General features: G+C 67.0%; 10 protein-coding genes. 5 read left to right on the plus strand and 5 right to left on the minus strand.

All coding sequences use genetic code 11. The features are described 5' to 3' along the window. Positions 1-9 precede the first annotated feature (9 nt). On the minus strand, positions 10-1,146 hold the full coding sequence (locus ODR01_RS19060; RefSeq protein ID WP_316979289.1) for a DUF2336 domain-containing protein: 1,137 nt from the start codon (positions 1,144-1,146) through the stop codon (positions 10-12). Positions 1,147-1,430: 284 nt separating this feature from the next. Between ODR01_RS19060 and ODR01_RS19065 the strand changes: the two genes are divergently transcribed. Beyond that, positions 1,431-1,838 (plus strand): c-type cytochrome, encoded by a 408-nt coding sequence (locus ODR01_RS19065; protein ID WP_316979290.1) that lies wholly within the window; start codon positions 1,431-1,433, stop codon positions 1,836-1,838. Positions 1,839-1,897: 59 nt separating this feature from the next. Here the strand turns inward: ODR01_RS19065 and ODR01_RS19070 are convergent, their stop codons facing one another. The 3 genes from ODR01_RS19070 to ODR01_RS19080 all read right to left on the minus strand — a co-directional run bounded on the left by ODR01_RS19070 (position 1,898) and on the right by ODR01_RS19080 (position 5,868). Further along, entirely contained in the window at positions 1,898-2,329 is a 432-nt protein-coding gene (locus tag ODR01_RS19070) for a universal stress protein (protein ID WP_316979291.1), read from the minus strand. Positions 2,330-2,353: 24 nt separating this feature from the next. Continuing rightward, positions 2,354-4,777 carry a TRAP transporter permease gene (locus ODR01_RS19075; RefSeq protein WP_316979292.1) on the minus strand — a complete coding sequence of 808 codons (2,424 nt, stop codon included), beginning with the start codon at positions 4,775-4,777 and terminating at the stop codon, positions 2,354-2,356. Positions 4,778-4,863: 86 nt separating this feature from the next. Next, positions 4,864-5,868 (minus strand): TAXI family TRAP transporter solute-binding subunit, encoded by a 1,005-nt coding sequence (locus ODR01_RS19080; protein ID WP_316979293.1) that lies wholly within the window; start codon positions 5,866-5,868, stop codon positions 4,864-4,866. 446 nt (positions 5,869-6,314) lie between these two features. Between ODR01_RS19080 and ODR01_RS19085 the strand changes: the two genes are divergently transcribed. Beyond that, positions 6,315-6,830 carry an adenine phosphoribosyltransferase gene (locus tag ODR01_RS19085; protein WP_316979294.1) on the plus strand — a complete coding sequence of 172 codons (516 nt, stop codon included), beginning with the start codon at positions 6,315-6,317 and terminating at the stop codon, positions 6,828-6,830. Here the strand turns inward: ODR01_RS19085 and mutY are convergent. Beyond that, complete coding sequence (gene mutY / locus ODR01_RS19090) at positions 6,772-7,965, minus strand: A/G-specific adenine glycosylase (protein WP_316979295.1); 1,194 nt, start codon at positions 7,963-7,965, stop codon at positions 6,772-6,774. The genes ODR01_RS19085 and mutY overlap by 59 nt on opposite strands. 30 nt (positions 7,966-7,995) lie before the next feature. On the opposite strand from mutY, the gene ODR01_RS19095 reads away from it, so the two are divergent. From ODR01_RS19095 to smc, 3 genes are all read left to right on the plus strand, one after another. Then, positions 7,996-8,532 (plus strand): DUF721 domain-containing protein, encoded by a 537-nt coding sequence (locus ODR01_RS19095; RefSeq protein ID WP_316979296.1) that lies wholly within the window; start codon positions 7,996-7,998, stop codon positions 8,530-8,532. 65 nt (positions 8,533-8,597) lie between these two features. Beyond that, complete coding sequence (locus ODR01_RS19100; protein ID WP_316979297.1) at positions 8,598-9,206, plus strand: DsbA family protein; 609 nt, start codon at positions 8,598-8,600, stop codon at positions 9,204-9,206. An 18-nt stretch (positions 9,207-9,224) separates the two neighbouring features. Further along, positions 9,225-12,686 carry a chromosome segregation protein SMC gene (smc, locus tag ODR01_RS19105; protein WP_316979298.1) on the plus strand — a complete coding sequence of 1,154 codons (3,462 nt, stop codon included), beginning with the start codon at positions 9,225-9,227 and terminating at the stop codon, positions 12,684-12,686.

Below are 12,686 nucleotides of genomic sequence, written 5' to 3' on the forward strand. Positions count from 1 at the left end.
GCCGCCGCTTCAGGCCTCGGGCACCGGATCGATGGGCAAGGCGTTCATCTTGGTCAGCAGGTATTCCAGGTCGTCGGCCTCGATCTGCACGCCAAGATCGCCGTACTGGGTCAGGATGCGCTCGATCATGCGGCGCGAATAGCGTTCGCGGTCCTGGTCGCCGCCGTCGTATTCGGTCTCCCAGGCGACATCGACGGCGGCGCGGATGGCCGGGAAATAGCTGCGCGGCAGCTTGGCTCTGTCGAATAGCGCTTTCAGTCCCCGCTTGCCGGCATCGTGAATGAGTTCGCGCGCGTTGAGGATGGAAATGCCGGCCAGTTCGGCCACTGCCGCCTCGAAGAAGGGCAGGTCGCCCATGCACAGCGCGCGCAGCACGATCGAGGGGGTCAGGCGACCGTTGGTCTTCAACTGCTGGACCAATTGGTGCAGGTCGTCATCGTCGCTGCCCGACGACAGCGACAGCACGGCCCGCTCGCGGATCTGAAGGATGAGATCCGTCATGGTGTCGGCCGGCAGGTCGAAACGCTGGGCGATCTCGGCCTTCAGGTGTTCGGAAACCAGGGTCACCAGCCGCTCGGCCACCGTGACCGGCAACCGGGGGCGGCCGACCATCGCTTCCTGGACCGCTTCGCGGTCGCCCAGCGAATCGACCACCCGGCCCAGCGAGCCCTCGGAAATGTCGGCCCCCGGATTGGCCACCAACCGGGTCACCACTTCTTCCTTCTCGGTATCGACGATCGCTTCGGACACGGTTTCCGACACGTTGGCCCGGCTGGCGATCGCCACCTGCTTTTCGGTGTCTTGCGAACGGATGATCGCCACCAGGTCCTCGTCCGTCAAAACCTCGGAATACTGGAGGACAGGCAGGGCCACGGAGGTGACGTCATGGGCCATCGTCATCGCCACGTCGCGGGGAACCAGCGGATTGGACTTCAGGTTGCTGGACAGCGCCTCGCGGACCCGTATCTCGGCGTCCTTGACCATCAGCCGGAAGATATCCTCGGCCAACCGCCGCTGAGTTTCCGTCAACTCCGCCTGATTGAACTCGATTGCGATCTTCCTGGCGGTCTCGGCCCGTTTGCTGCCCGATGAATCTTCGAGCAGCGCCATAACGTCCGCTTGCGACAGGACACTCGTTTTAGCCATCGTCCAACCCTTCTCCGACCCCGAACGGACCCCTCCGGACGACAAGTATACCGGCTGTTTGCCGTCGCCGCATCCCCGTCCTTGCGTTTGACATCCATCCTCCCCACTTCCCCGGGGTCAGGCGCGCCCGGGGGTCAGCCGCGCCCGCAGGCCCGCCGGCGAGGATTTTCCATCGGCCCGGACCGGGCCTCCCGGCGCGGCGTTGGAGTGTTGCGTCGCGGCAACATCGTACGGATAATGCGGCCGATCGTGTTGGCCACCCGATAGTTTATGAAAGGAATCCGATGCTCAAAGCTCCATCCATCGTCCTTGGCGCCCTGTGTGCCATGATGGTCGTCGGCGGCCAGGCCGTCGCCGCCGACGCCGCCAATGGCGAGGCCGCCTTCAAGAAACGGTGCGTGGCCTGCCATACCGTCGAGAAGGGCAAGAACAAGGTTGGACCGTCGCTGTTCGGCGTTGTCGGCAGGAAGGCGGGGACGACGGAGGGCTTCAAGTATTCCGAAAGCTATGTCGAGGCGGGCAACAAGGGGCTGACCTGGACCGCCGACAAGATCGTCCCCTACCTCGAGGACCCGAAGGACTACATGGAAAAGGCGACGGGCAACCCGAAGGCCAAGTCGAAGATGGTTTTCAAGCTCAAGCCCGAGAACGAACGCCAGGACATCGCCGCCTACCTCGCCACGGTGAAGTAAGCCGGTTTAGAATGTGGAGCCCCGGCGGACCGCTGCCGGGGCTCTTGGATTCTACGGCGTCACTCCCTGACCACCATCACCGAGCAGCCGGCGTGGCGCACCACGCGCGCGGCGTTCGGCCCCAGCAGATAGTCCTCCAGCTCCGGATGGTGGGCCCCCATGATGATCAGGTCCGCCTTCACCTGCCGCGCCGCGTCGAGGATTTCCTTGTAGATCTTCCCGTAGGCGATGATGTGCTGGACCTTGGTGCCCGCCGGAACATGGTGGATGGAAAACGCGTGGAGGTCGTCGTGGACCTGGCGGCGGATTTCCTCCTCATAGTTGCTCGGAAAATACTGGGCCACCGCCGTCTGAAGGCCGATTTCCGGAATCACCGTCATCAGGTGAAGGGTGGCGCCGAACGCGCGGCACATTTCGAGCGCCGTCGGCAACGGTTTTTGCCACGAGGTTTCGTCGTTGAGGTCGACCGGAACCAGGATGTGCTTGTACATGTCTGAAATCTTACCCTCTTCCGGTTAAGCCGAAACGGCGGCAGCCGCCACGTCCTTCCGCCTGTCGCGCCGCCAGCGGAAGAACTGGAGACCGACGACAAGGCCAAGGATCGCCAAGCCAATCGGGTATATCCAATACTTCGCCGGCCGGTTCTTCACCTCGACGTCAACGGCGGTGACGAAGTCGCCGAACTGCACCCCGATCGTCTCGGCCGGCCCCGCCATCGCCAGATCGGCGACCTTGTAGCGGCCATTGTCCTTCTGCAGCGTCACGCCGTAGGGTCCCATCGTCCCCGTCGTCGTTGCCGGCGTCGGCAGGCGATAGAGCTTGTAGCGGTCGCCGTAGTTGGTTTCGCGCACGATGTGGAAGCGGACATCGAGACCCGGCCCCGCCGCCGCCTCGCCGGAGATGAACTTGTCGGTATTGAACTGCACGAACGGCGGATAGGCCATATCCATGAAGAAGCCCGGCCGGAACAGGGCGACCATGGCAACCAGCAAAAGCGCGCTCTCGTACCACCGGTTGCGCACCAGCATCCAGTTCTGCGACACCGAGCTGAAAGCGAGAATGGCCAACAGCGAGGTGATGAATATCAACAACGCGTGCCAGAAGCTGTCGACGCCGATCAACAGCAGTTCCGGGTTGAAAAGGAACACCACGGGAATGATGGCCGTACGAATGTTGTAATAGAAAGCCTGGACGCCGGTCTTGATCGGGTCCGCCCGCGAAATCGCCGATGCGGCGAAGGCGGCCAACGCCACCGGCGGGGTCACGTCCGCCATCAGGCCGAAGTAGAAGACGAAAAGGTGGACCGCCATCAGCGGCAGCACGAGGCCGGCTGCGGCCCCCAGTTCGACCACGACATTGGCCAGCAGCGAAGCCACCACCAGGTAGTTGGCGGTGGTCGGCAGGCCCATGCCGAGCAGCAGGCACAACAGCGCGGTCATGCCGAGCAGAATGTAGACGTTGCCGCCCGACACCGCCTCCACCACGCTGATCAGGGCATTGTTGAGGCCGGTCGAAGAGACCGAGCCGACGATGATGCCGGCCGCCGCCACCGCCACCGCGATGGTGATCATGTTGCGGGCGCCGCCGACCATCCCTTCGTAGACGTCGCACAACCCGGCCTTGGCGGCATCGAGCGGCGATTCCTTGCCCGAATGCAGGGCGCGGATCACCTTCTGGAGGACGATGATGCCCATCATCAGCAGGATCGAATAGAAGACCGAACTGCTCGGCGTCCACTTCTCGACCATCAGCAGCCAGATCAGGACGATGATGGGAATGACGAAATGGAGGCCCGACAGCAGTGTCGGGAAGAACGGCGGGATTTCCTCGCGCGGCAGGCCCTTGAGGCCGAGTTTCATCGCCTCCAGATGCGAAATGTAAAGCAGCGCGATGTAGATGATGATGGCGGGAATGAAGGCGGCCTTGACCACCTCGAAATAGGTGACGCCGATGAACTCGGCGATGATGAAGGCGGCGGCGCCCATGACGGGCGGCATGATCTGGCCGTTGACCGAGGCAGCCACCTCGATGGCGCCGGCCTTCACCGCCGGCATGCCACTGCGTTTCATCACCGGGATGGTGAAGGTGCCGGTGGTCACCACATTGGCAACCGACGAGCCCGAGATCAGGCCGGTCATGCCGGAAGCCAGGATGGCGGCCTTGACCGGCCCGCCGCGGTAGCGGCCGACCATGGCAAACGCCAGGTTGAGGAAATACTGGCCGGCGCCGGCCTTGTCGAGGATCGCGCCGAACAGAACGAACAGGAACACGAAACTGGTGGTAACGTCGATGGGAATGCCGAAGATGGCCTCGCCCGTCAGCCACTGATAGCCGGGCAGCCTGGACAGCGACACCCCGCGATGCGAGATGAGGTCCGGCATCGACTGTCCGAATACGGAATAGATAAGGAATAATCCGGCAACGATGACCAGCGGCCAGCCGATGCTGCGGCGGGTCGCTTCCAGCAGCAGCAGGATACCGGCCCAGCCGAGCAGAACCTCGAACGGAAGCACGAAGGAATAACCGGCCAGCGAAACGGGAATATCGAGAAGAACGCCAGGACGCCGGGCCATGTCGTCCCACGCCAGAAACAGGTACAAAGCGCAGAAACAGGCGAGAACGGCCAGGACTCGGTCGCGCCACGGAATGTGTCCGGAGGATGCCCTCGTTCGGGAGCCGGGAAAGACCAGGAAGACCAGGAAAAGTCCAAAGGCCAGATGGACGGCTCGGGCGGGAACGTCGGTAATGATCCCGAAATTGAAGATGAATGGCAGGGGAGACGCGATCCACAACTGGTAGAATGACCACAGCGCCGCGATGAAACCGATGAACATCGCGGTACGGGGATCGTGCTTTCGACCCGCGTATTCAATGTCTTTGAGAGCTTCCTGAAGGTCTTCGGGTACAGCTTCGTCCCCGGTCGTCACGTTCACTGCCATCGGCCCTGATCCCCCCGGCCTAGAACTATAGCAAAACGCGGCACCCCCGCCGTCGGCGGGGGTGCCGGCTTTTAGGTCTCAGGAGATTACATCAACTTCTTCTCTTTGAAGTACTTGACGGCGCCGGGATGCAGCGGGGCCGACAGGGCGTTCTTGGTCATGACCTTGGGATCAAGATTCGCAAAGGCCGGATGCAGCGACTTGAAGTCGTCGAGGTTCTCGAAAACCGCACGGACCACTTCGTAGACGATGTCTTCCGACACGTCGGCGCTGGTCACCAGCGTCGCCATGGGGCCGAAGGTGGTGACGTCGGCCGTGCTGGTCTTGTATGTGCCCTTGGGAATGGTGGTAAAGGCGTAATAGGGCGTCTCGGCCACCAGTTTCTTCACGGGCTCGTCATTGAGATTGATGATCCTGGCATCGCAGCCATCGGTCGCCACGGCAACACCGGCGTTCGGCACGCCGACCGTGTAGCCGAAGGCATCGATCTTGCCGTCGCACAGCGCGTTGGCCTGCTCGGTCGAGGTCAATTCGGTGGCGATGGCAAAGTCCTTGGTCGTCAAATTGAACAGCTTCAACAGCACCTCGGTGGTGCCGCGCTGGCCGGACCCTGGATTGCCGATATTGAACTTCTTGCCTTTGAGGGTTGCAAAGGACGTGATGTCCTTGGCGTCCTTCGAGACGATGATCTGGTAGGGTTCGGGGTAGATCGAGAATACCGACCGCAGTTTCGGGAACGGCTTCACCTTGTCGGGCGTGTCTCCCTTGTAGGAATGGTACTGCCAGTCGGACTGGGCAACGCCGAATTCCAGTTCGCCGGCCGCAACCTGGCCGATGTTGTAGGTCGAACCGCCGGTCGAGGGCGCCGAGCACCGGATGCCGTGCTTGCGGCCCTGGGACGCCCCTTCCGCCGCTTCCTTATGGACCATCCGGCAGATGGCATTGCCCGCGACGAAGTACACGCCCGTCGGGCCGCCGGTGCCGATGGCGATGAACGATTTCTGGGCCACCGCCTCGCCCGGCTGCATGCCGGCGGTCAGCGCGACCGTGCCGAGTGCCAAGGCCATCGTCGAGAAAGTCGTCTTTTTCATGACATTATGTCTCCCCTGGTTAAAACATAGAAAGCGACACGACACCACGAGAAATGCCCGCAGATCCCGTCAAGATCGATGACGGAAACCGCCGAAGCCACCCCGTTGGCCGATCGCTGAACCACCGGATGAAAGAGCCGCCTTCCCTCAGCCCATTCTTGCCCGCTGGTCCTGGTCCCGGCGCCCGGCGGATCTTTCCGCGGACACCCAAACCCGAACGCACCTCCCGGAATGGCCCGACGACAGGCCATCCCGAGGGGACGCACTATAACGTCCTTTGGTGGAAAGGTACAACGCTCCGCCGTACGCGTCGGGTGAAAATCCCGCCGCCGGCCGGTCTTTCGATGTCGAAACCGGCCGCGTATATGCTATAGACGGCAAGGTCGGGGTGCCGAGGCTGCGGCGGGCACTCGCGTGCGGCTTTCACGGCAGACGATGGACGACAAATGGATCTCAAGGACCACATCGCTTCGATCCCCGATTTCCCGAAACCCGGCATCAATTTCTACGACATCTCGCCCCTGCTGTCCCACGCCGAGGCCTGGAGCGTCGCCATGAGCCGCATGGCCAAGGTGGTGGGCCGCCACAGTCCCGACATCCTGGCCGGCATCGAATCGCGCGGCTTCCTGGTGGCGGCGCCGCTGGCCCTCAAGCTGGGCTGCGGCTTCGTCATGATCCGCAAAAAGGGCAAGCTGCCGGGCAAGACCATCCCCTACGAATACGGGCTGGAATACGGCACCGACACCATCGAGATCCAGGAGAACGCCGTGAAGCCCGGCCAGCGCGTCGTTATCCTCGATGACCTGCTGGCGACCGGCGGCACGCTGGCCGCCTCGGCCGGGCTGCTGCGGCGGATCGGCGCCGAAGTCACCGGCGCCGCCTGCATCATCGAACTGACCTTCCTCAACGGCCGCTCGAAGCTCGACGTGCCGGTCGAGGTCCTGATGTCCTACGACGCATAGGCCGAACGGCCGCCTCGGGCGGCGCCGACGGTGGGGCGAGCGCCCGCAGGGCGTGGTCGGCCACCTTGCGCATCACCGTCGGCAACGCGTGGCCGCCGAAATCCTCCGGCCGGCACCACAGGCCTTCGACGATGCCGGGGGCGAGGCCGTTCGCCGCCAGGACGCCCAGCTTCAGTTCGAAATGGGTGAAGACATGGCGTACCTCGCCGGCCAGCGGCCGCCACTGCCCCGGCGCCGGTGCCAGGGCCAAGGCCTCGTCTTCCGTCCATGGCCGCTCCCGCCATTCGGTGCCCGGCACCTCGGTCATGCCGCCCAACAGGCCCTTCTCCGGCCGGCGGCGCAGCAGCACGGCCCCGACCGTGTCGACCGCCCAGAAGGCGACGCCGTGGCGCACCGGCTTCGCCTTGCGCCGGGCCCGCCGTGGCAGTTCCCCGGTCAGGCCGCGCCGCAGAGCCAGGCAATCCCCGGCCCATGGGCACATCGGGCAAGCCGGGCCGCGCGGCCGGCAGACGGTGGCGCCAAGATCCATCACCGCCTGCCAGAAGTCGCCGGGCCGGCCGGCCGGCGTCAGGCCACCGGCCAAGGCGCCGACCTCGCGCTTGACCTCCGCCCGTTCGCCATCCAGGGCGAACAGGCGGGCCAGCACCCGCTCGACGTTGCCGTCGACCGGCGCCGCCGGGCGGCCGAAGGCGATGGCCGCGATCGCCGCCGCCGTGTAGGCACCGATGCCGGGCAGAGCCCGCAATCCGGCCTCGCTGTCGGGAAACCGCCCGCCCAGGTCCCCGGCGATCACGCCGGCGCATTTGTGCAGGTTGCGGGCGCGGGCGTAATAGCCCAGCCCCTGCCAGGCGTGCAGCACCGCCTGCAGGTCGGCCCGGGCCAGATCGCCCACCGTCGGCCAGCGGGCGATGAAGGCCAGGAAATAGGGCCCGACGGTCGCCACCGTCGTCTGCTGCAACATGATTTCGCTGAGCCACACGTGGTAGGGATCGGCGCGTTCGCCCGGCCGCGCCCGCCACGGCAGGTCGCGCTTATGGCGGTCGTACCAGGCCAGCAGTCGTTTCGCCAGGGCCGCCGCCGGCGCGCCGTTCCCGGGTCGCGAGGAGTCGGTCGTGGCGGCGCGAAACTGTTTCATATTGGCTCCGACGCTATCATATTGTTCCCCATGGCAACCCGCACAACCGATTCCGCCGGCACCGTCCCCTCGACCCGCCGGAGCGGCCGCGTCAAGGCTCTGGCCAGCGCCGTCGAGGGCGTCACGCGGCCGATTTTCGGCCGGCGCGGATTGGCCGACGGCGCCATCGTCCACCACTGGCAGGCCATCGTCGGAGAGCGGTTCTCCGCCCTCACCGCGCCCGAGAAGCTGGTGTTTCCCACCGGCGCCCGGCACGGCGGCACCCTGCACCTTCGGGTCGCCAGCGGCGGCATCGCCACCCAGCTGCAACATCTGGAGCCGCTCCTGGTCGAGCGCGTCAACAGCTATTTCGGCTATCAGGCGGTGGCGCGGCTGCACTTCAAGCAGGGCCCCGTCACCACCCCCGGCGAATCGCCGGCCCCGGTGCCGCCGCCGCTCGACGCCCGCGAGGAAGCCGGCCTCGCCGCCTGCCTCGACGTCGTCGAGGACCCCGATCTGAAGGCCGTCCTTCAATCCCTCGGCCGGGCGGTCGTCACCCGCGGGCGCAAGCGGCGGAGCGGTGGATAAAAGCCGTCTTGTCGAGCGGGACGCGATTCTATAGTCTTCCACATCTTGTATACGGGAGAAGAAATTTGCCGCGCTTCATACTAGGTATAGCATTCGCGTTGGCGGTGTGGTCGGTCGGGAGCGCCGCCTCCGCCGCCGATTTCGATGCCCTTCTGCCGGAAATGGCGCTGGGGTCCGCCGACGCGCCGCTGACCATTTATGAGCATTCGTCGCTGACCTGCGGCCATTGCGCCAATTTCCACCGCGTGACGCTGCCTGAGATCAAGAAGGCCTATATCGACACCGGCAAGGTGCGCTTGGTGTTCCGCGACTTCCCGCTGGACAACCTCGCCTACGCCGCGGCACTGCTGCCCCATTGCGCCGGCCCGCAGCGTTACTTCGGTTTCCTCGAGGTACTGTTCCGCACCCAGGAGACCTGGGCCGGCGGCAAGGACCCCTTGGGCGAGTTGAAGAAGGTGGCGCGCCTGGGCGGCCTGTCGGCCGGCGACTTCGAGGCCTGCCTCGGCAACCAGCCGCTGTTCGCCGCCATCCGCGACCGCGCCGCCGCCGATGGCAAGGCCTACGCCATCGAGGCGACGCCGACCTTCCGTATCGGCAACCAGACAATCGTCGGCGGTCAACCGTTCGACGCCTTCAAAAAGCTCATCGACGAAGCCCTGAAGGCGTCGAAGTAGGAGCGGGAACCAACGCCGGTGCGCTTCACCAAACTTCGCCTTTCCGGGTTCAAATCCTTCGTCGACCCGACCGAGCTGATCATCGATCGGGGCCTCACCGGCGTCGTCGGCCCCAACGGCTGCGGCAAATCGAACCTGGTCGAGGCCCTGCGCTGGGTGATGGGCGAGACGTCGGCCAAGCAGATGCGCGGCTCGGAGATGGAGGACGTCATCTTCGGCGGTACCCGCGACCGGCCGCCCCGCAACATCGCCGAAGCGATCCTTAGCATCGACAACACCGAGCGCAACGCCCCATCGCAGTTCAACCATGCCGACGAACTGGAGGTCAGCCGCCGCATCGAGCGCGGCGCCGGCTCGATCTACCGGGTCAACGGCAAGGAAGCGCGGGCCCGCGACGTCCAGATCCTGTTCGCCGACGCCGCCACCGGGCCGCGCTCGACCGCCCTGGTCAGCCAGGGCCGTATCGGCAACCTGATTTCCGCCAAGCCGACCGAACGGCGCCTGCTGATCGAGGAGGCGGCCGGCATCACCGGGCTGCATTCCCGCCGCCACGAGGCGGAGATCCGCCTGCGCGGCGCCGAAAGCAACCTGATGCGCCTCGACGACGTGCTGGGCACGCTGGATGCCCAGCTCAAAAGCCTGAGGAAACAGGCCCGTCAGGCGTCGCGCTACCGCAACCTCAGCGGCGACATCCGGCGGGCCGAGGCGACCCTGTTCCTGCTGCGCTGGCGGGACGTGGAGCGCGACCTCGCGCTTGGCCACGAGCAGTTGAAGGAGGCCGAGGCCCGGGTCGTCCAGTTGACCGGCACGGCGGCCGAGGCGTCGGCCCGCCAGGCGGAATGCGCCGCCACCCTGCCCCCCCTGCGCCAGGCCGAGGTCGAGGCGGCGGCCGAGTTGCAGCGCCTGACGCTGGCCCGTCAGAGCCTCGACGAGGAGGAGCGGCGCGTCGAGGCGGCGGTACGCGACTGCCAAGCCCGCCTGGCCCAGATCGCCGCCGACATCGGACGCGAGACGTCGCTGGCCGACGACGCCGGTAACGCCATCAAGGCGCTCGATGCCGAGGCGGCCGGTATCGACCAAGCGCGGGCTGGAGAGGCGGCGGCCCGCGAGGAGGCGGAAGCCCGCCTCACCGCGGTGCGCCAGCAGGTCGAGGCGCTGGATCGCCAGTTGGCCGAGCTGACCGACAAGGTGGCCGGCGACGAGGCCAGGCGGACCAACCTGGCCCGCGCGCTTGAGGAATTGGCCGTGCGCCAGAAGAACCTGGAGACGCGTGCCGCCGAGATCGCCAGCCAGCGCACCGCCCTGGAGGCCCGCGCCGTCGACCCCGCCGGCCTGGCGGCCGCCGAAACGGCGCTAGCCGAGGCCCAAGAGAACGTCGAGCGGGCCCGCGAGCGGGCGGCGCAGGCGGCCGAGGATCGAGCCTCGGCGGCCGAAAAGGCGCGCGCCGCGATGGCCTCCCTGCACGAAGCGAAATCGGCCTTCACCCGCCTGGAAGCCGAGGCAATGGCCCTGGCCAAGGTGCTGGAGGCGGGCGAATCGAAGAAATGGCCGCCGCTCATCGACAAGGTGACGGTGGAGCCGGGCTACGAGGCGGCCCTCGGCGCCGCGCTGGGCGAGGACCTGTCGGCGCCGGTCGATGAGCCGGCCCCGGTGCGCTGGCAGACGCTCGCCCCTTACGGCGAGACGCCGCCGCTGCCCACTGGGGCCGTGCCGCTGGCCAGCCACGTCAGCGGTCCCTCGGCCCTGGCCCGCCGCCTGTCGCAGACCGGTGTCGTCGACGACGAAACCGCCGGGGCCAGGCTGGCCGGCGACCTGCGCCAGGGGCAGCGGCTGGTCAGCCGCGACGGCGGCCTGTGGCGCTGGGACGGCTTCGCGGTATCGGCCGGCGCCCCGACCGCGGCGGCGGCCCGTCTGCAACAGCGCAACCGTCTGGCCGAGGTGCGCGAACGCCTGGGGGGTGCGCGGCGCGAGGCCGAGAAGGTCGCCGAGACGGCCGGCGCCGCCGAGCGCGCCGCCCAGGCCGCCATCGAGGCCGAAAAGGCGGCCCGCGCCGCCGCCAACGAGGCCGATGCCGTGCAGGCGCGGGCATTGGCCGCGCTGGCCGAGATCCGCCAGCGGGCGGCCGAAATCGACAGCCGCTTGGGCGCGCTGGCCGAAACCGCCGAGCGCATCGAGGCCGACCGCGCCGAGGCCGCCGGGCGCCTGCGCGAGAGCCGGGAAACCCTGGACGGCCTGCCCGATCCCACCGCCGAGCGCGAGCGCCTCGTCGCCCTTAGGGCCGAGATGGCCGAGCGTCGCTCCCATCAGGTGGCCTGCCAGAGCGCGCTGGATTCGGTGCTGCGCGAGGCCCGCGAACGCCAGGCCCGGCGCGACGCCATCGCCCGCGACCTGGCCTCGTGGCACAGCCGCGGCGAGGCCGCCCGGCTTCACCTGGAGGAACTGGCGGCCCGCCGCAAGACGGTCGAAGAGGAAGCCGCCCGGCTGGCCGAACGGCCGGCCGAGATCGCCGGCCAGCGCCAGACCCTGCTGGGCCTGATCGAGGCCGCCGAGGGCAAGCGCAACGCCGCCGCCGACCGTCTGGCCGAGGCCGAGGGCCGCCTGGCCGCCGCCGACCGCGACCTGCGCGAGGCCGAATCCGCGCTGGCCAAGGCCCGCGAGGACCGGGTGCGCGCCGAGGGCGCCGTCGAGCAGGGACGCCTCGCCGTCCAGGCCCTGACCGAGCGGGTGCGCGAACGCCTGGACTGCCTGCCGCAGGCGCTGACCGAGGTCGCCGAGTTGGGCGAAGAGGAGGAATTGCCCGACCTCGAGGCCACGGAAAAGCGCGTCGACCGCCTGCTGCGCGAACGCGAGACCATGGGGCCGGTGAACTTGAGGGCCGAACAGGAAGCCAGCGAACTGGACGAGCAGATCACCACCCTGCAGCAGGAGCGCGGCGACCTGATCAAGGCGATCGAGAAGTTGCGCCGCGGCATTTCGGATCTCAATCGCGAAGGCCGCCAGCGCCTGGTCGCCTCGTTCGAGGAAGTCGACGGTCATTTCCGGGCGCTGTTCACCCGCCTGTTCGGCGGCGGCCGCGCCCATCTGGCGCTGACCGAATCGGACGATCCGCTCGACGCTGGGCTGGAAATCATGGCCAGCCCGCCCGGCAAGCGGCTGCAGGTGCTGTCCCTGCTGTCGGGCGGCGAACAGGCGCTGACCGCGCTTGCCCTCATGTTCGCGGTGTTCCTCACCAACCCGGCGCCGGTGTGCGTGCTCGACGAAGTCGACGCCCCGCTCGACGACGCCAATGTCGATCGTTTCTGCACACTGGTCAGCGAACTCGGGCAGGCCGGCCACACCCGTTTTCTGGTCATCACCCACCACCGCATGACCATGGCCCGGATGGATCGGCTGTTCGGCGTCACCATGGCCGAGCGCGGTGTTTCGCAACTTGTCTCGGTGGATCTGCAACAGGCGGTCGCCCTGCGCGAAATCGCCTGA

This window comes from Shumkonia mesophila (assembly GCF_026163695.1).
In the GTDB taxonomy this organism is placed as follows: Bacteria; Pseudomonadota; Alphaproteobacteria; order Rhodospirillales; family Shumkoniaceae; genus Shumkonia; species Shumkonia mesophila.